We start from the raw sequence: 22566 nt of genomic DNA, 5'->3' as shown, positions 1-22566 counted from the left end.
CCCTTATGGCGGCCGGTTTATATCCAGTCATATTGCAAGCGGCCAACAGGGTCGGCCCACCGGCAACTATGCGTGGTTTCGCCGTGATGGTGGCGTCAGGTTTGCTTCGCCCGCGGCAAGCATGAACCGCTCACGCGCTTCTTCAGCTGATTTTCTGCCGTCCAGTGCAGCGCGGCAAAAACGCCGGGCCTCGACATAGGCCGGTCCGCGTGCATCCGGCCATTCATTGGTCAGAATGGCAAGAGCGGAATATGGGCCATGGACAGTCTGTGTGCCACTATGCGGTGTTTTCACTTCGATTGGGTTGCCCCAAGATAATGTCGGCATCTGTTCCTCCTCCAGAACAAGCCTAAAACGGGGCGGACCGAAAAAGGTTCCGTCCTTTAGCGAGACTATTCTAGCCTCGAGAAACGATTTCGTTAAGCCCCTTCTAATAGGGCTTTGTTTTTATGGTTTCCGGTCGGATTTTCGCGGTGTTTTTGGGCCCTGATCAGGCCAAGACGGACCAAACTTTCGGCGGTTGCGCTGATCGCCTCTTCCCGCGAACGCGGCGCCCACTAAGCCATTTGTCATGGTGGCTGTCCGCTCATCAATGTCGGTTCATCCACAACTGTGCAAGTTCAAAGAAGGTCTTGGATGGTCGACCACCTCTGGCATCTGGCGGCGTTTCATTGTCCGTCGAACTCAACGACTTTCTAATGTCCAGCGCACCGGAAGACGCTTGCTGACAGATAAAATTTGCAGATTGCCGATCTCCGGCGGCGATCCGCTCAATCACTTGCGTCATATGATAGCGATAGGGTTGGTTTGGTGCCTCGGCTGCTATCGCGTCGTTCAGGCTATAACCACTCCACAGGCCCGTCTGGCCTTGGCAACGTGCCGCAAGTTCGAGCATTTTGATGGCGACCGTGTCATGCCCATCTGTGTCTGCGATCGTTAAGTGCATCAATGCCGGTGTGTCGCAAGTAAATGCACCAGTAAAATGGAAGCTGGCGGGCATTTTGTCATTGCCTGATATTTGGAGGATCGACCAGAGCAGCTGATCCCAGGCGACAGGTTTAGCTCGTACCTCGATAAAGCCTTTTGAGCCGCGGCGCGGATGCACCGCAAGCACTGAACCATCAAGACGCTTCACGAGGGTGTCGTGCTTTACCGACCATCCAGAACCTTTTGCCGCTCTACGCACAGCGGAATTCAAATCATCTTTCATAGAGGTCGGTCGAGCTCACTTCGTTGCCGGTGTGCGAGCGGTCAGCTTGTTGCCGTCGGGGTCGCGCAGGTAAGCGACGAAAGCACCGTTGGGTCGTTCGGTGGGTGGCGTTTCAATGGAGGTGCCGCCATTGGCGATACCCGCATCATGCCATGCCTGGACATTGGCGGCTGTTGCGGCGGCAATGCCGATGGTGCCGCCATTGGCCGGTGTTGCCGGTTTGCCATCGATCGGTGTGGTGATCATCAAACGGCTACCGTCATGCAGATATATCAGGCGACCTCTGGCATCCATTTCACCCGGTTTGCCGCCCAGTGCCGTGAATGTCGCGTCGTAGAAACGTCTGGCCTGTTCCAGGTCATTGCTGCCAATCATGATGTGGGTGAACATGTGTTATCTCCTGTTAACGGCCCGGCGGGCGTGGTGTGAAGCTAACCGCAATCAACCAAGAATTCACTGCGAAAAATCCGCTAACTGTGCCGGCATCCGTTTCGAGCAGTTCGGATGCCGCATCCAACGAGCCGCATGACCGCTGCAACAACGGCTGATACCCCTACATGCAAGGCTTGAGCACTTGTAAACAGCGCTCAAGCCGTTGTGGTTTGCTATGGTTTTGCCGCGACAAAACCGTGGCGCTTTGCCGCCGTTGCTAGCGCCAAGGCAACAAGCAGCAGCGCAAAGATGACCCAGGGAAATGAGGCTGGGCCGATATGATCAAGCAGCAGGCCGCCCACCAGACCACCACCAGCAATGCCGCAATTCCAGGCCGTCACGAACATGGCCTGCGCCATATCGGTCGCCTCACCTGCCGCCTTGGCCTGCGCGGTCTGGAACAGGGTTGGCGCAGCGCCGACGACACCGCCCCAGATAATCACGGCGACCAGAATGACGGATGGTGACGTTGTCGCAAAGGCGAGCACGAGGGCAATGGTTGCAAATATCAGCAGGCTGCCTAGCACCATCACGCGCAGGTGACGGTCGATGAATGTGCCGGCCAACCACAGCCCGATTATACCAGCGACACCGAACAGCAAAAGCACGAGGTCAACACGCGATGTCAGGCCCGAAGGCTGCAGGAAGGGTGCGATATAGGTGTAGAGAATGTTGTGCGCGACGACGAATATCAACATCGTCGCCAGGATGGCAACAAGGCCTGGAAGCATCAACACATGGCGAATGGACACATGTTTGCCACGCTGCTGGCCGGGGAAATCTGGCAGCAAGACATAGGCTGACAGCACAAGTGCCAAGGCCAGCACACTCATGCCGCCAAAGGCCAGCCGCCAACCGAATATCGTGCCCAGGAATGTGCCAACGGGTACGCCAAGGGAAAAGGCCAGCGGGCCGCCAATACCGGTAATGGCTATGGCCCGGCCGATGAGATGCGCCGGTGCGATGCGTGCCGCGTAACCGACCAGCAGCGCCCATACCATGCCGCCGAACATGCCCGCGAAAAACCGCGCGACCAGTGTCAGCCAATAGAGATGAGACACCGCCGTAACGGCGTTGACGATGATAAACCCGACCAATGCGGTGAGTAACAGCCCGCGTCGCGGCAACGTCTGGGTCAGTGTCATCAAAGGAATGGCCGTCAGCAAAGAGCCAGCGGCATAGGCGGTGACAAGTTGGCCGGACAGGCTGTCGGTTACGCCAAGCCCGGTGCTGATCTGCGGCAACAGGCCTGCGGGCATGACCTCCGTCATTAAGGTGACAAAACCTGCGCAGGCAAGCACCAGCAACCTGCCAAGCGGCAGGCTGTGCGGCGGTTGAGCCGGCGATGCGGAGTTGGTTTGTGTCGTCATGCTTTACAGCCTTTCGAAATTGGGTGGCGGCCAGCTGTAAAGGCTCGTCAGACAAAGAAAAATTCTCTACAATTCACAACACTTTGGAATTTTTGTCGTGCATGGGAGACGAGTTTTGGACAGTTTCGGGGCGCTCCACGCCTTTGTTCAGGCCGCCGATACCGGCGGTTTTACCGAGGCAGGTCGCAAGCTCGGTGTCACGGCATCGGCGGTAAGCAAGGCCGTACAACGTCTGGAAGAGCGGCTTGGCGTGCAGCTGTTTCATCGCTCGACCCGCAGCATCACCCTGACAGAGGAAGGGGTGATGTTTCTCAAACGCTGTCGTCATATCCTCAGAGAGTTTGAGGCGGCCGAAACCGAACTGTCGCAAACGCGGCAGGCACCGCAGGGTAAACTACGCCTCAGCCTGCCGTCCTTGGGCAGCCTGTTTGTGCAGAAGATTGCCGGGTTCAAACGGCTCTACCCGCAGATCGAACTGGAACTCGATTTCACCGATCGTATCGTTGATGTGATCGATGAGGGTTTTGACGCGGTGATCCGCACCGGAGACCATGCCGACAGCCGCCTGATGAAACGCACGCTTGGTTATTACCGCCGGGTGATCATCGGTTCACCGGACTATTTTGGCGATGCCGGTATTCCAGAGCGTCCGCAAGACCTTGCCACCCATCCCTGCCTGATCTACCGCTTCGCCACCACTGGCAAGCTGGACAAATGGCCGCTGTCCGATGGCGGGAAACCGGTTCATGTCGAGCTTTTGAACAGCGCCGTCATGAACACGCTCGACCCGCAAATCTGTTTTGCCGAAAATGGTCTTGGCCTTGCCTGTGTTCCGGATCTTGCCGTGCGCAACCAGTTGCAAAGCGGCCGTCTGGTCAGTGTCCTCGATGACTATCTGCCCACGAAAACACAGATCAGCGTCATGTGGCCGACGAGCAAACATCTGTCGCCCAAACTACGCGCCTTCGTGGATTTTGCCGCCGAACATCTGCCGGGATGATGGGCGGCGGCAATCCCCTCGCCGCGCCCGATTAGGTATGCCGTCTAGTGCTGACCGATGACATCAAGCACGATCTTGCCACGGGTGCGCCCGGCCTCGGAGAGATCAAAGGCCTGGTTGATCTCTGCAAGCGGCAGCACCGTTGCGACGGTGGGTTTCAGTTTCCCTGCCTCAACCAGCTCCCTGATCGACATTAGCTGTTGTGCATTGGCTTTGCAGAAAACGCGGGCAGCGCCAACACCATATCTGTCTGCCTCATCGGCGGGGAACGCCACGGCAGTGACCAGAAAACCGCCCTTCTTCAGCGGCAGGAATGCCTTGTCGAAGGTGTCGCCGCCGACCGTGTCGAACACCACATCGATGTCCTTGGCCATGGTGTCTAACGGCTGGCTTTCGTAGTCGATGAACTGATCTGCGCCGAGGCTGCGGATATAGTCCTCATTGCGGGCTGATCCCATGGCGGTGACATGCGCACCTTTGGCCTTGGCAAGTTGCACGGCAAGCGAACCGACACCGCCAGAACTGTTTGTGATCAATAGCTTCTGGCCGCCCTGAAGTTTGGCGAGATCAAACATCGCCTGCCATGCGGTCAGTGCGCCAAGTGGTATGGCGGCACTTTCCATGAAATCGAGGTTGGCCGGTTTGTGGGCAATGTCGTCGGCCTTGGCAATGGCATAATCTGCAAACCCGCCGGTCGGGATAATGCCATAGACCGGATCACCAGGTTTGAAGTTGCTGACGGCATCGCCGCATTCTTCGATGGTGCCGGCAATTTCTCCGCCAAGATGAATGGGCAGCGACAGGCCCATGCGCTGGCCAAGGCCGCCACGGATTTTCCAGTCGACGGGATTGACCCCTGCGGCGTGGACCCTGACCAGAACCTCACTTGGCCCCGGCACCGGGCGATCAACGTCGGTGTAGTCTACCACGTCATTATTGCCGTATTGTCTGATGACAACCGCTTTCATCTCTCGTTCCTCATTTCGGGTGCTTGTGCCGCTGGGCTTTGCACGCGCTCGACCTTTGATACTGGCCATGATAGACCAACGGCTTGGCGATGTGACGCCAATCCGCATCGCGCAAAGGCCAAACCGGATGCACAAACCGCCCTTTACCCTGCACCGTGGTTTCAAAGAGCGTGGCATGGGCATGCCGACCCACACCCATGAAGAAGCGCAGCTGACCTTTGCCGCATCCGGCATGGTGCAGGTGTTGACGGAGGCCGGTCGCTGGCTGGTGCCGCCGCAGCTTGCCGTGTGGATACCGGCCGGTGTTTCACATCGGGTCGAGGTGCTGACCGATGCGGAACTGTGGATGGTCAACTGGGAACCAGCGGTGGCCGAGGCATGGGCGCCGCCAACCCAGCTGGACCGGCCGTTTACGCTGAGGGTGACGCCGCTGATGCAGGCGCTGCTTGACGCTGCCTTTTCCGACACGACCGGGCCGGACAAGGTTGAACTGGTCGCAAGGCTGATGCTGCATGAACTGACCGAGACGGCGCACGCCCCGACCTTTCTGCCCCTGCCCGTCAGCCAGATTGGCAAACGGGTGGCGGATCTCGCCTTCGAGGACCGCCGGAACGCGATGAACATCGACGAACTGGCGGCACGGGCCGCAACCTCGGTGCGCACGGTCAGCCGGCTTTTTCCGGAGGAAACCGGCATGACGCTGAAATCCTGGCGACAACGTGCCCGCATCGTGCAGGCCATGGACCAGCTGGGCCGAGGTTATGCCATTGCCCGCGTTGCCAGCGAGTTCGGCTTTTCCAGCACGGCGTCCTTCTCCTGCGCCTTCCGGCAGGTCACGGCCATGACACCGACGATGTTTCTTGATTATCCCGGCTGAACTCGACCACCTGGCGTAACGCAACCTCACGCAACGGCAGCCATATCTCACCCATTGCCGATATCGCGGCTTTTGCTAGGATCGACTTATGGCCAACCTCGATCCGAAAGATTTGTCCGACGCCAGAGACCGTCTGCTTGATGTAGCCACGGATCATTTTTGCGCCGATGCGGATGTACTTGGCCTGTTTGTGTCCGGGTCGCTGGCGGCGGGCAGTTTTGACGCCTATTCCGACATAGACCTGCGGGTTGTGGTGCGGCCTGAACGTTACGGCTGGTTCGTGCAAAACAGGCGCAATATTCCTATGGAATGGCCGGGTTTCCTGTTCAATGAATGGATGCCCGGCACCCGCCACTGTGTTTCGCATTTCGCACCATTCAACAAGATCGATATCTTTTATCTCGATGCGGCGAAACTGATGCCATCGCCATGGTATCGGCTTCCGGTGATCGTTCTCCACGATCCGGAAATGATCGTGGCTGGGCTAGTTGAGGCATCGCGGGAATTGCCGTTTACCGTCACTGCCGACGAGGTAGATATCTCCATCAGTAAGGGCATTGCGGCCGCGCATGAGACATTCCGGCGGGCAAAACGTGGCGAGCTGTTTTACGCCCAGACCCTGCTGGATGAACTGCGCCACCATATGATGCTGGCCGATGACTGGCTTTATGAGCGCACGGCAGAAACGACTGTGCTCGCCAAGTTTGACCAGCGTGGCAGTGCAGATGTGTTGCAGGTGCTTGGCAACTCCTACTGCGCGCTTGAGGCCGATAAGATTTTGACTGCACTTAGTGGATTGGTGGCGAACTATCGATTGCAGGTCCAAGGCCTGCATGCACATTTCAAGCCTCGCCGCCCGATCGACAATGATCTGGCGGCGCTCGATATCATCAGTCAGTGAGCTCCGGTTTTCGTGCGGTCATTGACAACTGGATACCCGTTTATTCTGCGAAACAGGGCAGCACGTCCTCTTCGAAATAGGGCTGCTGGTTGACCCAGAACATGTAGTTCACTTTGAGAAAATCTGCTGCGAAGGCGTGTAGCATCGGCACCAGATTTTTGCGCTTCTTGACGACCTTTTCAGTGCCGGTTTCGCCAATGTAATTGCCATCTTGCACCGCAATGCCAAGCGGTACAGCGAAGCTGTTTTCATGCATCATGGCAAGCGCGTGGTTCAGCTGGTTCTTGCGGGTTACCATCAGGTCGGGTGCACCAAGGCCAACGCCGATCTGGTTGCCAAAGTCGTAGATGCCGCGCAGATATCCCTTGTCGTCCCACGGCAACCATTCATCCGGCATGAAGTTGGCATAGATCATGGTCGTCGATTTCGGGAATGCGGTCTTCAACGCCTGCATGTTGGCTTTAATGCCCTCAATGTAACGCGCGGCCGAGAAGGAATGATCGGACTTGGCGGTGACGCCAATTGCGGTTTCCTGCAGGTTTATGCCTTCAATGCGGCCATCGAATTCCTTGCCGAGTGCCAACAACAGGCTCTCGAAGCGCGCATGAACAGCGTCGTTCCAGCGTTTGGCCACCCAGCCCTCAAGCTTGCCGTCATCGGTATATTGGCCGGTAACGCCTCCGTCGAATTTGTCTGTCAGCAGGTCGTTTGGCACCGGCTTGTATTCGGGGGAGAATGACGCATCCTGCAGCTGGATGAACAGCTTCTTGCCATGTTGGGCAAGGTAATCGACATCGGCCTTGATGTCGGAAAAGTCATATTGCCCTTCGCTCGGTTCAAGGTTGCGCCAGGAATACATGATCTGTGCGCCTGAAAAACGTGCGTTGGTCAGCAGCGGATGGCCCTGGATTGCTTCACGGTCGCGGCTGAAATAGACGAAATTGCTGATGCCATCCGGTTTCACCGGGCATGTCGCCTTTAAATATGGCTCAGACGCTTTCAGATACCGGTTGGCGATGTTGTCAGCGGCGCTGGCAGGCGTGGCCATAAGGGCAGATATTGGCGAGGCAAGCGCAATGGCAAGGCCAAACAGGAGCTTTACGTTCATTGGTTTTCCTATCGAATGAGCAGGCTTTGTGGTGCCTGCCTGGCCTGTCTAGCGCGCATCGCCCGCTGGTTCGCTCTTGGTGTCGTGCAGCTTTGGTGCAGATTGTGTGCAGAGATCAGTCGCCTGGAAAGAATATCTCAAAGCGTGCGCCCTCTTCGTGGCGCACCGGACGCAGCGTTCCGCCGTATAGATCCAGAATGGCAATGACGATGGCAAGCCCTAGGCCTGTGCCGCCCTCTTCCCGCCGCGTTGTGAAAAACGGTTGGCCAAGCCGGGTCAGATCAACATCGGCAAAACCGCGACCATTGTCGGTGATGATCAGTTGTCGGTCATTCCAATGCAACGACAGCCTGTCGGCACCGTGGTGGCGGGCATTTTGCGCCATGTGGGACAGAATGGTGCGGCCATGCAGCAGTGAAAGCGGCAGTGTCGCCTGATCGCTGTTGACGGAAATTTCCAAGCCATCTTCCGCCGGTAACATCTGGGATAAGCGGGTTGTCCCATGGCTGGATTGACCTGAAACCTGCTGCCGTGCCCGTGTTATTTCCCGCAACTGGTCCAGCAGTCTGGTCATACGCTCGCCCTGCTCGCGGATTGTGGCGGCCAGCGCACGCTGGGTTTCTGGTGGCAGGTCGCCGTCTTCAAGCAGTTCGGCAGCCCCGACGATGGAGGTGACCGGAGATTTAAGCTCATGCGTGACATGATTGGTGTAGATGGCAATTTCTTTGGAGCGTTGTGACAGGCTGCCGGCCATGGTCAGCAATGCGTCACCCAGTTGCGCTATTTCGGCGATGCCGTAATGGCCAAGCGGCGCAAGGTCGGTATCATCGCCATTTGCAACCCGCCGCGCCTGATTGCGCAGGGCAAGCAGCGGCCGCAGCACTGCCCACACCAGAAACGACCCGATGATCAGCGCGCCGAGCACCGTCACCGCGGCCAGCGTGAGGAAGGCGGTTGCCTCCTGCGAGGAATAGTTTTCAAGCGGGCGCGGCGTGCGTGAAATATAGACCGCGCCAATTACCCGGTTGGAGCTGATGACGGGGTATGTGATCAACACACGAAAGCCCGTGCCGCGGCTGACAGATAAAAACGGCCAGCGGGCATCGGCATCGCTGTGCCAGCGAAGTGCTGCACCCACCTCACCCCGCAGTGCCTTTTCGACCTCTGGCACACTGGCAAAGCTCATCGGTGTGGCCGCTTGCAGATCAAGCCCCTGAAAATCCACAAACACCACGCTTGAAAGCGTCGTGCGACCGGCCCGTTCCGCCAAAGTCTTCAGTCCGTCTGCTATCTGCCGGTAGCGTGGACCGAGCGTCTTGTCGCTTTCCACCGCATCTGGCCGGGTCGGTTCAATGGTGTTGACGCGCAGATCCAGCAGCGAATTGAAGGTGCGTGCTTCGGCATTCCAGAAAACGCGAATCGGCGGCGGCAGGTAGTACCCCGGTGTGGCGGTGTCGGCTTCGGTTTTTGTCGCCTCAAAAGCCTGCGCATAGGCGCTGGCATAGATGGCGGCCTGCTTGAGCAAGGCGGATTCTGTCTCGCGCATGAACCAGTTGGTGCCAAATTGCAGGGCAAAAATTGCCACTGATGGCACGGCCAGCAGGCTGGCGCAGACCAATGTCACGACCAGTGCCATGCGCGGACGCCACTTGTTCGGCACACGGTTGATCAACGGCCTTGTCATGTGTTTTGCCCATTCGAGCCAAGTGTGCAGGGACCAAGCCGCAGGCCGACACCGCGTACCGTCTCGATGATGTCTGCGTAACCCAGTGCGGCGGCTTTTGCCCTGATGTTTCTGACATGGCTGTCAAGCGTGCGGCCCGACAGGCTGGAATTGTTGCCATAGGTCTCTCTGATCAGCATGTTGCGATCCAGAACGAAACCCGGTCGAGCCAGCAGAATGCTGAGGACTGAAAATTCGGTCGCTGTCAGGTCAAGTGCCTGGTGGCGCAATGTGCAGGCATGGCGGTTGAGATCAACCACCAGATCGCCATGACTGATGACACGGGTGCTGACGACGTGGTCCTGCACGGGCCTGACCCGTGCCAATATGGCCTTGATGCGCAGCACCAGTTCGCGCGGCGAAAACGGTTTGGTGACGTAATCATCGGCACCCAGTTCAAAACCCAGCACGCGGTCTATTTCGTCATCCTGGGCGGTCAAAAACAGCACCGGCACGTTGGAATTTGCGCGGATGGCGCGGCAACAGGCAAAACCATCCATGTCGGGCATGCCGACATCAAGCACAACCAGATCACAATGATTTTCAGCGACTGCCTGCAGCGCGCTGCGTCCATCGCGGGCTTCCGCCACAGTCGTGCCCGCCTTTTCCAGCGCCACCCGTACCACCGAGCGGATGGCGGGATCGTCATCGACAATCAAAATGTCCGGCTTCATCATGCCTCCCGGAACGCGTATTTATAGAGGCATCGCTGCCAGTGCGCCTGATATAACAGGCCGCCTTGCCGTTGGCGAGTTTGAAGCTTTTTCGGTTTTTCGCTGTCCGTTCGGGGGAACGGTTTTGTGGCTATGGTGAGATGCAACCATGGCGGAAATTCACTCTTGCATTCACATAAAATGCGATGCAATCACAGGCTTATGATAACTATAGAACTACCACCGAGCATTGCGTTTCTTTGCCAAAAAATGGAAACCAACTGCTTGGCTGAATGTTGCGGCATCGCAGCGTTTGATTTTTCCCCCTTCAATGTCATCCCTCACCTTACCTATCGAGGTGCGAACTTTTCTTCAGGGGCTGACGGTATCCAATCCGACTTAGATGCCTTCAGGACATATATCGAAACCTCTATCCCACCCGAAGAAAAGATGGTTGTAGACCAGCTCAACGCGATTTTATCGGTCCGTCAAATGATTCTTCTCATTGATCAGATTGGTTGGACTCTTTCAAAAGCGCGTAAAATCTATGCCCTTGAACATGAGCGCCTGAGGAATAGGAACTGGAAGTTCATGCAAAAAATGAACTCGATGAACTGACGGCAGCGGCTCCCCCGAGCGAATTTGAGGTGTTTTAGCAGTCAAAACCAAAGGGCGGCGCAGGAAATGCCCCGCCCCTTGTCTCAAGATGTTTGTGCTAAAATAGTCTGAAGCATTTCCAGCGAAACCGGTTTCGAGCGTCGCTGGAGCTGCTCTAGTGATGCGAGGCGATCTCGTTCAGGCCCTTGTGACGCGCCATGGCGTTTTGCAGGTCCTGGAGGTTTCTGTTGCCCTCACGGTAGAGATTGAGGCAGATCTCGGCGGCTATGCTGACATCGGGATCGTCCTTTGCCAGTGCATAATGACTGCGCCATGCCTGCAATGCAGTCTCGATGATTTTAAAATCCTTGGGTCCAAATGTGGTTTCCAGGAAGGACGACATTTTACTGCGATCTCCACGACGCGCGGGCCAAAAGCCGCTGTGTCGCACTGCCAATGATATGTTGTTGCTTAATCCGTGGTGGCATTCAAATTACCGACGGCGGTGGGTAAGAGAAAAGCGGTGGCCAAGCTGGGCGGCAATCATCGGCACGGCTGTCGCACCAGCGGCACCCAGCCGGAAACGGTCTACGATGCGACCGAGCACGAAGGTTGCAGCGACCGTTGCAGCAATGCGCATCCATGGGCGATCTTGGCCGATGGCAAGAAAGGATTCCGGTTCCTTGCGGGATTTCAGCGTGGCAAGCTGCTTGCTGAGGTCTGCTACCTGCTTTTGCAGCTGGGCAATTTCGCTCTTCAACTGCGTAGGGGTGAGTGATTTGGCGCGGGTTGTTGTCGTGGTTTTCATCCCTAATTCCTTTACCTTGAGTACGTAAGCGAAACAGCGAAAGCGGCAAGAAGTTCCACACGCTGCGGTGTATGTTGGCTTGCCGCTACTGGTCCGCTTGATATAGCCGTCTGCGTGGCCAGGTGTTCGATTTGGCCACGAGATCAGCGAGCGACAGCCCCCGCCTCACATGTGAGACAGGGGCTGCCTTCTTCAGGGGGAGCTTGGTTACTTTCTGTAGGCGAGACCACCCCAGATGCGACCTTCGTCGCGGTGACGACCACCGTGGACGGCACCAATGTAGGCGGCAACCGCTGCAACAAGGGCAGATGCACCCAGCAGGAAGGCTGTGAGAATGCCGGTGATACGGGCCTTCTCGGCAGCATCAGCTGCTGCAGTCTTGGCATCTTCGACGGCTTTTTCTGCCTGTGCCCGGACTTCAGTCAACTGTTTCTGGGCTTCGTCGATCTTGGCCTGCGCTTCGGTACGCACCGTCTTTACACGCTCTACGGTTTCAGCAACGCGTACTTCTGCATCGGTTGGGCTAAGACCTGTGCGGGCAACGATCTGGTTTGTCAGCCAGATGCGGTCACCATCACTGATTTCACCTGTCGACAGCAAAGTGCCGAGGATACCGCTGACCTGACGCTGGGTGTAGGCCATGTTCTGGGTATCATCCATCTGTGAAATCTGCGGGTCTGTGCGCAACAGAACGTCGGTGAAGTAGTCAACCGGGTTGGCCTTGAAGCCGCCTGGCAACATGTCGTTGACCGTAGGGGCTGCAGCCTGACCAACGCCCTGTGCAACACCGCCAACGGCACTGCCTGCACCGGAAATGACGCCACCGGCAAGCTGTCCAGCACCCTGTGCAGCGCCGCCGACTGCTGAGCCGGTTGCTTCGATTGCGGTGGCTGCAACATTTCCTGCTGCCTTGACGCCGCCAGACACCAGACCAACCGCCAGAAGCGTTGAAATGATGGTGCCGATGCCCCAGACTACTAGACCATTGATGCCATCACGGAAGGTCAGTTCATCGCGCGATGTCTCTACAGATGGGTGACGCATGCGCCCGGTTACGTAACCGCCCAGCATGTAAGAGCCAACCATGGAGATAATGACGAACAATGCCGTCAGTACCAGCCATACTGTGCTGATATCGCCGCCATCATCCGCCGTGATTGAGCTAAGTCCCAAAGCGCCAGCAAACGTCGTCAGAACGGCCATGGAGCCGGACGCGATGACGGCGCCGGCAAAAATGGCCGGCCAATCGACATAGCTACGGTTTGGCGTTTCCACCGGGGGAGTTCCCACTGCGGGAGTTTCAACAATGGTGTGATCGGTCATCAGCGTAGTCCCAGGAACGAGAGAATGAACATGACGATAACAACGAGGCCGACTAGATAGATAATGGAGTTCATAGGGTTATCTCCTCTCCTGAACGAGCCTGACCCTCCGCTTGGAAGGCGGATCGCGAACAATTGAAGTGCGAGCAATTCGCTCCCTGCCTAAACTCCCAGATGGTGAAAAGGTTTCAGCATTGTTCAAAAATGCGTGACTGTGCGTGATGACGGACCGTCATTGTCCGCTATCAGACAAAACGTGCTGATATCCTAGAAGTCGATGACAACGGATGGTGCACTGCGTTTTGCCTCACCGTGGAAGACGGCTTCAATATTATTGCCGTCAGGATCAAGCACGAAAGCGGCGTAATAACCGGGATGATAATTCTCGCGCTCGCCGGGCGCGCCATTGTCCTGCCCGCCGTGGTCAAGTGCTGTTTTGTAAAACGCATCCACCGTGGCGCGGTCCTTGGCCTGAAAGGCCAGATGGTGCCGGCCGGTCAACACGCCCAGTGCCGCCGGACTTTTGGATGAAGATACGACCAGTTCGTCGGCCCAGAAAAAATCCTCTGCCGTTTCGACAACCGGAATGTCGAGTACAGCAAGAACGGCGGTGTAAAAATGCTGACTGACCTTCAGGTCACGCACGACAAGCTGGATATGGTCGATGAGCCGACCGCGATGCAGTTGGTTGGTTTCCATGCTCATTCCCACCTTTTGTTATCCTCACCAGTGAGAATGCGGCATCTGGGCGTATCCGGCAAGGTGAAAGAGTTGGGCCTGAAACAGAAACGGGCCGGAATGACCGGCCCGCACTGTCTTAATTTTATCCGGCGAAATAACCGAAGGTAATCACCGGGTCTGCTGCGGTTTCCACCCAGATGCTCTTGGTCTGAGTATAGGCCAGAAGCGCGTCGCGACCGCTGGAGCGGCCGTAACCGCTTTTGCCGAAGCCACCGAATGGCGACATAACGCTGATGGTCTTGTAACCGTTGATCCAGAAAGTACCGGCACGTACCTGCGAGGCCACACGGTGGGCGCGGGCCACATTCTGTGTCCACACGGCACCGGCCAATCCGTAAGGATTGTCATTGGCCAAGGCGATTGCTTCTTCCTCGCTGTCAAATGGTGTGACACCAACCACCGGGCCAAACACCTCTTCCTTTGACAGTGTTGCCTGTGGCGCGACATTGTCGAGAATGGTCGGAGCGAAATAATATCCGCCCGTTGCTTCCAGTTCTGATGGTTTGCGGCCGCCGGTGGCAAGCGTTGCGCCTTCCTTGAGGCCGGTTTCGACCATTTCACTGATCTTGTTCCACTGGCGCAGGTTGTTGATCGGGCCGATCTGGGTGGTGTCCAGGAAGGGGTCGCCGACCGGAATGCGCTGGGTGGCCTCGGTATATTTCTCGACAAATTTCTGGTGGATGGAGCGGTGTACCAGAAGGCGCGAACCGGCCACGCAGCTTTGGCCTGCACCGCCGAAAATGGCAGACTGTGCGCCCAAGATAGCGCGGTCGATATCGGCATCGTCAAACACGATATTGGCGGATTTGCCACCGAGTTCCAGAATGCATGGCACGACGTTCTTGGCGGCTTCTGCCGCGATGATCGAACCGGCAAAGGCCGAACCGACAAACACAACAAGGCCGGTCTGCGGGTGGGCAATGGCGGCCTGACCGGCCGTTGTGCCCTGCCCTGCGATAACATTGACCAGACCGCGCGGTGCGCCGCCCTTTTCGCACAACACACCCAACAGAATGGTGCTGAGTGGTGTCAGTTCCGATGGCTTGATGACCACGGCATTGCCAGCGCAGATGGCCGGCGCAATCTGCCAGCCGCCGGTGTTGAGCGGCGCATTCCATGGGGTGATCTGCACCACGGTGCCAATTGGCTCATTGCGGGTGTAGTTGAGGTGGGTTGTCGGCACCGGAATGACATCGCCATGCAGCTTGTCGCACCAGCCGGCATAATATTCGAACATTTCGGCGACCTTGGTCACCTCGCCCCTGATGTCGCGGATCGGGCGACCGGCAGAGCGGCTTTCTACTTCGGCAATCACGGCGGCATTGGCGCGGATCTGGCGGGCGATTTCAAACATCACCCGGCCACGGCCAGAGGCTGTCAGCTTCATCCATTCCTTCTGGGCGGTGGCTGCAGCATCCATGGCGGCGTTGATGACCGCCTTGTCGGCATCCTTGTACTGCGCAAAAACCTTGCCGGTGGATGGGTCTGTCAGCGCCAGTTCGGTGCCGGAACCGGTGATGAATTCGCCGCCGACGAAGCTGGCAATGTCTTGCGTACCGGTAATGGTTTTGTAGATTTCGCGGATGCGGGCGCCGGGCTCATTTGTCATGTTCAGATTATCCATTGATATCGCTCCTTAATTGCCTGCCGCCTTGAAGGCGCCCATACGTGTGAAATCATCGCCGTCCGTAAACTCGGTGGTACCGGCCCACAGTTTGGCAACGGTTTGTGCGACAGGCAGATCGGCGCCGGTGCTGGCGGCCAGTTCACTGGCAAGGCGCACGTCCTTGCGCATCAGGCCCATGGAAAAACCGCTGTCGAAGCGGCCCGACATCACCCAGGTGGGGAAATGCACTTCCGAGATCATCGAACGGCCGGACGCAGCGTTGACGACGCGCAAGGCAGCTTCGGGATCAATACCGGCGGCCAGCGCCAGTTTCAGGCCCTCGCGGGTGGTGACCATGTGGGCTGCGGCCAGCATGTTGTTGACCAGCTTTGCCACGTTGCCAGCGCCGCTTGCGCCAACATGCAGTGCCTTGGAGGCCATGGTTTCGATGGCAGGGCTGGCCAGTGCCACGTCTTCGGCCGTGCCGCCAATCATCATTGTCAGTTTGCCGGACGCTGCACCGGCCGGGCCGCCGCTGACCGGGGCATCGAGAAAGCCATGACCAAGGGCGCTCAGGCGCTTGGCAAGCTCACGGCTGACATCCGGCTCTGACGTAGAGGTGTCGATAATGACCACCTTGCTGCCCTGGCGTGCTTCCAGCACATCGACATGGTCATTGACCACACCGGCCACATCCTTGGCGGTGGGCAGGGAAAACACCAGAAAATCACATTTTTCAAACAGTTCGCGGATGGCGGTAACTGGCACGATGCCGGACTTTTCCGCCAATGCGCGGCGCTCTGCCGACAGGTCAAAACCCAGCGTGACAAACCGCGCCACCAGGGTTTGCGCCATGCCCAGCCCCATGCTGCCAAGGCCGACAACCCCGACCGTTTGCCTGTTTTCTTCTGACATTATTCCACCTCGTTTATCCGTTTTTCGCCGCTTGTGCGGTCGATCCGTCGGCAAAGAGGCTGTCATCAAACAGGGCGTTACGGTAGTTGGGCAACCGGGAACAAAGTGTTGCCGGTGAAGCAACACGGGGATGGAAATCAGGCTAAGAGGACGGTGTTATTGCTGGAAAGCGGCCATTTCGGCGGCCAGAAAACTGCTGAGACGTTCCACCGAATTTGGCAGGCGGCGACGGGCCTTGACCATGAGGTGGGCACTGGCCTGCACCAGAAGCGGGTCATTCAGTTCCACAATGCCAAGTGCGCCGCGGTTCAGTTCTGTCGAGACGGCAAAGCGCGGCAGGAAGGTCACGCCAAGGCCCGCCATGACAAAGCGGCGCAGCACGTCGATCGACGGCGTGTCGATGAGCGGCGCGACCGCAATGCCGTGGTCGACGGCGACGCGCGACACCAGCTGGGTGACGCCATGACCCTTGATCAGCAGCGAATAGGGAGACTGTGTCATGCATTGCGCCAGCGACACCGACTGTTCTTTCAGCAGCGGATGGTCGAGCGGCGCAACAAGGCACAGCGGCTGGCGGGAAATGGCCAGCGAGCGGATGCGGGTATCGATGACGGGGTTATAGGCAATGCCGATATCAACATCGCCATTGGCGACCTCGTCCTGCACCTGATCGGTGCTGCCAAGTTTCAGGTAATAGCTGATGCCGGGATAGACTTTCACGAATTTCGACAGTGCGTGTTCGATAAGGTCGCCCAGAAACCCCTCGCCGCAGCAAATGCGCACCCGCGCCTGCTGGATGCCGCGCAGCTGGTCCAGCTGTTCGGCCAGCCCGCCGCTGTCTTCCAGCACACGCTGGGCATGTTCATAGACCAGCCCGCCAGCATCCGTTAGCCCCACACCACGGCTGGTGCGGTCAAACAGCGGCAGGCCGACGTTCTTTTCGGTATCGGCTATCTGCCGGCTGACGATAGAGGCTGCCACGCCGAGATGATCGGCGGCACTTCTGATCGATCCGCAGCGGACGACAGCGATGAACATGCGCAAGGCTTTTGCGTCTAGCGTTTCCATAAGTGTATTTTCGTCAAAACGTTAGGCCAGTCAACGTGGGTTCTGTCCATTGCGCCCCGCACGCATAAGCACGAGGCGCTGCTGGCTCAGGCCTTTGCCAGTTGCCCTTCAATCAGCGCACCCCACATGGCCACACCGGTGGGCAACAGTGCATCGTTGAAGTCGAAATAGGCAGAATGCAGGCCGGGGTTACGTCCTTCACGCTTGGCGCCCAGCCAGAAATAACAACCGGGCTTTTCACGCAGCATGAAGGCGAAATCTTCCGCCGCCATGCTCGGTGGAACCTCCACCACATCCAGTCCCAGCGCAGACTTGGCCGTGGCACGCACGATCCGGGCGCTTTCCGGGTCATTGATGGTGGCGGGGTAACGATACTCGTAATTGAGCGTTGCTTCGCACTCAAAACCTGCGGCAACCGCAGTGGCCAATGTTCTGATACGGTTTTCAATCTTGTCGCCAACCGTTTCTTCAAACCAGCGGGTGGTGCCGCGAATGACCACCTCTTCCGGAATAACGTTCCAGGCGTCGCCGCCATGGATCTGGGTGGCCGAGACAACGGCCGATTCCAGTGGTGAAACATTGCGGGCGGCAATGGACTGCAGCGATGAGACAATCTGCGAGGCCGCAACAATCGGGTCTGCACCTTCATGGGGCATGGCGCCGTGGGCACCACGGCCGACCACCTTGATTTCAAAGGTGCCGAAGGCCGCCATCATGCGGTCATCGCGTGCCACGCATTTGCCCAGTTCCAGTGCCGGCCAGTTGTGCAGGCCGAAAATGCGGTCCATGGGGAAATCTTTAAACAGCCCCTGCTCCACCATGGCGCGGCCGCCGCCTTCGTTTTCTTCTGCTGGCTGGAACACGAAATGCACCGTGCCATCAAAATCGGTCTTGCTGGCAATGCGTGCTGCGGCAAGCGCCATGGCCACGTGGCCATCATGCCCGCAGGCATGCATCTTGCCCGCCACCTTGGAGGCGTAGGCAACGCCGCTCTGTTCAAGAATGGGCAAGGCATCGATATCGGCGCGTATGCCGATGGCTTTCGTTGAAGTGCCCTTGGACAGCGTGCCGACAACGCCGGTTTTGCCGTAACCTGTGGTGACCTTGAAACCCCAGTCGGACAGGTGTGAGGCGATGAAGGCCGCGGTATTGTGTTCCTCAAAGCCGAGTTCGGGGTTTTGGTGGAGGTGGTGGCGCCACTTGATGGCTTCCTCGATGTGTTCGCCCTGCATGATCGGCTCCAGTACACGTGTTTTATTCAAAAAGGCCGCCCGTTGCGGGGCGGCCAGATGTGATTCAAAGGGTGAGCTTACATGCCGGTGAGGCGCAGCGAAATATCCGCAATGATGACGGAGCCGATATAGGTGCCGAACATCACGCAAATGGCGACGATGACGATTTTCCAGCCGGACCGGCGGGCAATATCAAACTCGCCTTTGGTCAGCGCCAGACCACCATAGGCCAGTGCCGGGGTGGCCAGTGCCAGGAAGTTCAGCGCCTCAACCTGCGCCAGCACCCAGGCAGAACCGGGAATGGCTGGCACCGTGACCAGAATGGCCAGAAGCGAGGTCCAGGCAACGCCTGGCAGGCTGAGCGGGATGAAACGCGCCATCACGATACCGGCGACTGACAGCAGGTACAGAACGACCATGCCGGGCAGCGCCGTCAGCGGGCTTGTGCCGGTTCCGACCCAGTTGGAGATGAGACCGATGACACAGGCAACCAGAAGCAGGACGGCGTAACGTGCCACATTGACCTTGCGTTCATCTTCACCGTGCTGGGGAATGACGTCTTCCATGGATGTTGTGTGCGCGGTGCTCATGCTGCGATCTCCTTGGTCTTGTAGTTCGCCGGGTCATTGGGGCGTGCCTTGCGGTACAGCCAGTCGGTCAGCGGCAGGGCCACGAACAGGCCAACATAAAGGCCGGTGGCGTAGGTCAGGATGTTGCTGGCGGCAGCAAGGGCCAGAATGACATCCTTGTTGTCAGGCATGATGGTGACGAGACCGCCGGTGCAGGCGGCAAGCATGCTGCCGGAACCAACGCCGCAGGACATGGCAAGCGCACGGAAATCAAACCAGCCGAGCGAATGGATCAACGGTGGCATGATGGCAAAAACGAAGGTGCCGATCAGCGTGCCGGTGGCGTAAACGCCCATGGCGCCAGCGCCTTCCGGGCTGTTGAGGCCGTAACGGTCAGCAATCAGCGCAATGTTTGGCTCGCGGTCGATCGAATAGGTCGCACCGATGGATTCGCGGCCCATGCGCAGCAGAAACACCGCAACCGGGAAAGCAACGGCGATGGTGCCGAGGTTGCCGAGTTCCTGAATGACCAGTGCCGGACCAGCTTCGATAATGGCATCGATCTGCGGGCCAACGGTGGTACCGAACTTGGCGATGAAGGGCATGATCGCAATGGTGATCATGGTGCCCGACAGCTTGACCGCGCTTGGCGGAATAAGGGCTGCGGTCTTTTTGAGAATGTGGGGGTTAAGGATGATGCCCATCGCAAAGGCATACAGAATTGGCAGAAACACCACCGTGCCAATGCCGATCGGCAGGCGTTGTATGCCAATTAGTTCCGCGATGATGACAATGCCGATGACCACGCAATGTAGCCACCAGCCATTCCCGGCTGCTTTACTCATGTCTTGTTCCTCTCGTCGATCACGCCGATCTTCTAGTTTTTTGGAGGCGGATAGTCGAGGATTATGGGCGGGGGTTATTTGATTGGTAGTCGGCGTCAGAGCAACGATGCGTTGTTAAGACAGCAACGCCAAAGCCCCTGTGCCGACGTGAGATGCCTGCTGCAAAAGGCTTTTTGCGTCATCTGCCGCGCGGTTGAGTTGTCCAGCGGTGCCCCTGAAAATTCCGGTATCATCAGGCGATTTTTCCACAGGTTCAGGTTTGCCTTGACTCTCCTGTAAATGAGAACATAAATAGAACAAATAGGTGCTGGGGCATCGATCATACGGTCAACATATCAGGTGAAATTTGGCTCTTAAGCAGGAGAACGGGACCGTGCGCCCTGAAAAAAATATCGACGTTGCCGACTATATCCTGTCCTGCCACGACGGTGATCCCAAGGCAGCCATCGAAGCAATGATCGAGGAGATCGAACATCTGCAGCACCAGTTGAACATTGCCGTGGCGGCCATGGGTCATGGGTATACACGCGGCTGGAAACCGGAGGCATCACGCGGACCGGAACAGGCTTAAAACCCCTGCCCGACCTTTTATAATGCCCGCTGGAGGACGAGATTGGTTGCGATTGCAGCCACGGATGAGCGACATTTTTCGCCAATAGCGCGATTTGCGTAGCGTTTTACTTAATCGTTTAACGTGTAGGCTTGTTCGCAGTGCTACATATTAGGCGAAGGAATCGCATAGGGGCGGTGCACATGGCACCTGCCTGACAATTGGGGGCTGGATCGGGTGTTTCTGCGTTTAATGCTGTGGGCGGTTGTCGCCTGTCTTTGCTGGTCGAGTAGCGTCCGCGCCGAGATGACATATGAGGTCAGACCAATCAAAGGCGATGCGCCTTATTTGCTTGTCTCGGGCACGTTCGAGCCGTCTGATAATGCCGACCAACTTGCGCTTGAGGTCGCCGCCAGCGGTGCAGAAGGCATCGTTTTTGACAGTGCGGGCGGCGATGTCGCAAAGGCGATGGAGTTTGGCAGGGTAATCCGGTCTCTCGATCTGATGACAACACAGGTCAAAAATGTGGAATGTTATTCCGCTTGTGTCTACGCATTTATGGGTGGTGCCTATCGCTATGCGGGAGAAGGCTCACTTGCCATCGACAGGGCGATGTTCGACGGGAATGACAGCCTTACGACGAAAGAGTCTCTCCACGAGTTTGGCGGCAGTCTTGTTGATTATAGCGTTGAGATGGGTGTCGATCCGAACGTATTAAAACTCGCCGGATCGGTACCAGACGGTAATCCGCACTTTTTGACCGAAAGCGAGATGAAACAATATCTGGTAACAACACTTTTTATCGATGACGATGGCAAGGTTCAGCCGGCACTGGAAACCACACCCAAAACAGCACAAACGCAACGACCCGGCAATGCTCCTTTGCCAGAAACACCAGTCCGTTCTGCAACACCAGAACAACGGGCTCAGGACATGATGTTGGCCTATCTGCATGCACTGCGCCGGGGAGACGATGAGGCGCTGGATTTTCTGCAAAGGTCCTACGCAGACAAGGTCAAGACCGATGATGGCATGACATCAAAAGCGGGCTTGCTGAAAAAGAAACAGGCATTTTTCAAACAGTGGCCAGTACGGTTTTACAGTTCAGACCTTGGTTTGACGAAAACTGAGTGTAAGGCAACCTGTGCGGTTAGCGCCTTCGTCATGTGGTATTGGAAAAACGCTGCGACTGGAGAGGCCCGCTCCGGAATGTTAGCGACTGTTTTGAACTTTGATCCCAAGACAAACAAAATAATCGGAGATGTTGCCCAACTCAGTGGTGAGCGAGAGGAAAAATTCGGGCCAACCCATATGATCGCTTCCTGGGGTGTTGTTGAAGGAGACTGCCGTCTGCAGTCCGGTGACCCTGCAGAACTCAAGATCGCATGCCAGGTTCAGCAGGAGATTGAAGCGTTTTTAGCGGATATTGGCTGGTGTTACGGCATAGCAGGCAAAGCACGTAACGAGCGCTGGCATGAATGTGCCGTTGGTGGCGCAAACGGGCAGATCAAGGTGCCGCAGCTTTCGGATTATCCTGCAAGCCAGTACAAGGGAAAGTCCGTGTCGCCTGATTTCAAAGGGCGAGACGTCAAGTTTCGTAATGCCGCCACCATCATTCGTGACGAGATGCGTGAAGGGCCAAATTTTGCCGGGCATTACAGGCTTATAAAAATTGATTGCAACAACGAAGGCTGCCCTATGTACTTTGTTGTCAATCACAAGACAGGCAAACCGATTGCCCTGCCGAGACACAGTGATCGGGAGGGAGTGCGTGTCGGTTACCGCCCTGACAGCAGACTTATGTTCATGCAATACATATCTCCGGATAGTGCTGGCTGCATGATTGATGCTGTTGAAATCGCTGAGAGACAGGATGCCAGTTCGAACTGGAGGCTCATTGATAGGCTTGATATTGGTGATGCCAAGGCCTGCGATCGTCCAATCATGAAAAATCTGACGCAATGACATGGACCCGCGACCTCTCGCTTTAGGTTGCGGTTCTCGTAAATTTTGGTCGTGGTAGCGACGTGATCGACGCCATGTTGAATGAGAGAAATTACCGGGTAATTGG

24 protein-coding genes are annotated in these 22566 nt (G+C 57.2%); 6 read left to right on the top strand and 18 right to left on the bottom strand.

What is annotated here, in order from left to right:
• Positions 1-66: 66 nt before the first annotated feature.
• The 4 genes from HGO37_RS23130 to HGO37_RS23115 all read right to left on the bottom strand — a co-directional run bounded on the left by HGO37_RS23130 (position 67) and on the right by HGO37_RS23115 (position 3012).
• Entirely contained in the window at positions 67-327 is a 261-nt protein-coding gene (locus HGO37_RS23130) for a DUF982 domain-containing protein (protein ID WP_192491047.1), read from the bottom strand.
• Positions 328-589: 262 nt separating this feature from the next.
• Entirely contained in the window at positions 590-1210 is a 621-nt protein-coding gene (locus HGO37_RS23125; protein ID WP_250985430.1) for a hypothetical protein, read from the bottom strand.
• A 15-nt stretch (positions 1211-1225) separates the two neighbouring features.
• Positions 1226-1600: a VOC family protein gene (locus HGO37_RS23120; protein ID WP_250985429.1), complete on the bottom strand. Its 375-nt coding sequence runs from the start codon at positions 1598-1600 to the stop codon at positions 1226-1228.
• Positions 1601-1815: 215 nt separating this feature from the next.
• Positions 1816-3012, bottom strand: a complete 1197-nt coding sequence (locus tag HGO37_RS23115; RefSeq protein WP_250985428.1) for an MFS transporter — start codon at positions 3010-3012, stop codon at positions 1816-1818.
• Between the two features lie 115 nt (positions 3013-3127).
• On the opposite strand from HGO37_RS23115, the gene HGO37_RS23110 reads away from it, so the two are divergent.
• Positions 3128-4012 (top strand): LysR family transcriptional regulator, encoded by an 885-nt coding sequence (locus tag HGO37_RS23110; protein WP_250985427.1) that lies wholly within the window; start codon positions 3128-3130, stop codon positions 4010-4012.
• A gap of 44 nt (positions 4013-4056) precedes the next feature.
• Here the strand turns inward: HGO37_RS23110 and HGO37_RS23105 are convergent, their stop codons facing one another.
• Positions 4057-4980 (bottom strand): NADP-dependent oxidoreductase, encoded by a 924-nt coding sequence (locus tag HGO37_RS23105; RefSeq protein ID WP_250985426.1) that lies wholly within the window; start codon positions 4978-4980, stop codon positions 4057-4059.
• A gap of 67 nt (positions 4981-5047) precedes the next feature.
• Between HGO37_RS23105 and HGO37_RS23100 the strand changes: the two genes are divergently transcribed.
• Both HGO37_RS23100 and HGO37_RS23095 read left to right on the top strand, forming a co-directional pair.
• Positions 5048-5857, top strand: a complete 810-nt coding sequence (locus HGO37_RS23100; protein WP_250985425.1) for an AraC family transcriptional regulator — start codon at positions 5048-5050, stop codon at positions 5855-5857.
• 88 nt (positions 5858-5945) lie between these two features.
• Positions 5946-6758, top strand: a complete 813-nt coding sequence (locus HGO37_RS23095; protein WP_250985424.1) for a nucleotidyltransferase domain-containing protein — start codon at positions 5946-5948, stop codon at positions 6756-6758.
• A 40-nt stretch (positions 6759-6798) separates the two neighbouring features.
• On the opposite strand, the gene HGO37_RS23090 is transcribed toward HGO37_RS23095, so the two are convergent.
• The 3 genes from HGO37_RS23090 to HGO37_RS23080 form a co-directional block, all read right to left on the bottom strand.
• Positions 6799-7866 (bottom strand): hypothetical protein, encoded by a 1068-nt coding sequence (locus tag HGO37_RS23090; RefSeq protein WP_250985423.1) that lies wholly within the window; start codon positions 7864-7866, stop codon positions 6799-6801.
• Between the two features lie 115 nt (positions 7867-7981).
• Positions 7982-9550 carry an ATP-binding protein gene (locus HGO37_RS23085; RefSeq protein ID WP_250985422.1) on the bottom strand — a complete coding sequence of 523 codons (1569 nt, stop codon included), beginning with the start codon at positions 9548-9550 and terminating at the stop codon, positions 7982-7984.
• Positions 9547-10263 carry a response regulator transcription factor gene (locus tag HGO37_RS23080; protein ID WP_250985421.1) on the bottom strand — a complete coding sequence of 239 codons (717 nt, stop codon included), beginning with the start codon at positions 10261-10263 and terminating at the stop codon, positions 9547-9549. The genes HGO37_RS23085 and HGO37_RS23080 overlap by 4 nt, the downstream gene beginning before the upstream one ends.
• 201 nt (positions 10264-10464) lie before the next feature.
• Between HGO37_RS23080 and HGO37_RS23075 the strand changes: the two genes are divergently transcribed.
• Positions 10465-10860, top strand: coding sequence for a DUF6331 family protein (locus tag HGO37_RS23075; protein WP_192491058.1), 396 nt, complete (start codon positions 10465-10467; stop codon positions 10858-10860).
• Positions 10861-11014: 154 nt separating this feature from the next.
• On the opposite strand, the gene HGO37_RS23070 is transcribed toward HGO37_RS23075, so the two are convergent.
• The 10 genes from HGO37_RS23070 to HGO37_RS23025 form a co-directional block, all read right to left on the bottom strand.
• The gene (locus HGO37_RS23070) at positions 11015-11242 is read right to left on the bottom strand and encodes a hypothetical protein (RefSeq protein WP_192491059.1); all 228 of its coding nucleotides are present in this window, start codon (positions 11240-11242) and stop codon (positions 11015-11017) included.
• 90 nt (positions 11243-11332) lie between these two features.
• Complete coding sequence (locus tag HGO37_RS23065; RefSeq protein WP_250985420.1) at positions 11333-11647, bottom strand: hypothetical protein; 315 nt, start codon at positions 11645-11647, stop codon at positions 11333-11335.
• Between the two features lie 207 nt (positions 11648-11854).
• Positions 11855-12970 (bottom strand): hypothetical protein, encoded by a 1116-nt coding sequence (locus tag HGO37_RS23060; RefSeq protein ID WP_250985419.1) that lies wholly within the window; start codon positions 12968-12970, stop codon positions 11855-11857.
• 266 nt (positions 12971-13236) lie between these two features.
• Complete coding sequence (locus tag HGO37_RS23055; RefSeq protein WP_250985418.1) at positions 13237-13668, bottom strand: VOC family protein; 432 nt, start codon at positions 13666-13668, stop codon at positions 13237-13239.
• A 124-nt stretch (positions 13669-13792) separates the two neighbouring features.
• Entirely contained in the window at positions 13793-15334 is a 1542-nt protein-coding gene (locus HGO37_RS23050; protein WP_250985417.1) for an aldehyde dehydrogenase family protein, read from the bottom strand.
• Positions 15335-15346: 12 nt separating this feature from the next.
• Positions 15347-16297: an NAD(P)-dependent oxidoreductase gene (locus HGO37_RS23045; protein WP_285201104.1), complete on the bottom strand. Its 951-nt coding sequence runs from the start codon at positions 16295-16297 to the stop codon at positions 15347-15349.
• Between the two features lie 90 nt (positions 16298-16387).
• Complete coding sequence (locus tag HGO37_RS23040; protein ID WP_250985415.1) at positions 16388-17299, bottom strand: LysR family transcriptional regulator; 912 nt, start codon at positions 17297-17299, stop codon at positions 16388-16390.
• A gap of 86 nt (positions 17300-17385) precedes the next feature.
• Positions 17386-18531, bottom strand: coding sequence for a M20 aminoacylase family protein (locus tag HGO37_RS23035; RefSeq protein WP_250985507.1), 1146 nt, complete (start codon positions 18529-18531; stop codon positions 17386-17388).
• 77 nt (positions 18532-18608) lie between these two features.
• Positions 18609-19121, bottom strand: a complete 513-nt coding sequence (locus HGO37_RS23030) for a hypothetical protein (RefSeq protein WP_192491066.1) — start codon at positions 19119-19121, stop codon at positions 18609-18611.
• The gene (locus HGO37_RS23025; protein ID WP_250985414.1) at positions 19118-19945 is read right to left on the bottom strand and encodes a DUF3100 domain-containing protein; all 828 of its coding nucleotides are present in this window, start codon (positions 19943-19945) and stop codon (positions 19118-19120) included. Before HGO37_RS23025 ends, HGO37_RS23030 begins: the two co-directional genes overlap by 4 nt.
• A 373-nt stretch (positions 19946-20318) precedes the next feature.
• Between HGO37_RS23025 and HGO37_RS23020 the strand changes: the two genes are divergently transcribed.
• Together HGO37_RS23020 and HGO37_RS23015 are read left to right on the top strand one after the other, a co-directional pair.
• The gene (locus HGO37_RS23020; protein ID WP_250985413.1) at positions 20319-20516 is read left to right on the top strand and encodes a hypothetical protein; all 198 of its coding nucleotides are present in this window, start codon (positions 20319-20321) and stop codon (positions 20514-20516) included.
• Between the two features lie 483 nt (positions 20517-20999).
• Positions 21000-22460, top strand: a complete 1461-nt coding sequence (locus HGO37_RS23015; protein WP_250985412.1) for a hypothetical protein — start codon at positions 21000-21002, stop codon at positions 22458-22460.
• Positions 22461-22566 lie beyond the last annotated feature (106 nt).

The organism is Rhizobium sp. CG4 (assembly GCF_023701965.1).
Taxonomy (GTDB): Bacteria; Pseudomonadota; Alphaproteobacteria; order Rhizobiales; family Rhizobiaceae; genus Agrobacterium.
The sequence above is the reverse complement of the archived record's forward strand: the minus strand, read 5'-3'. Positions and strand labels throughout refer to the sequence as shown.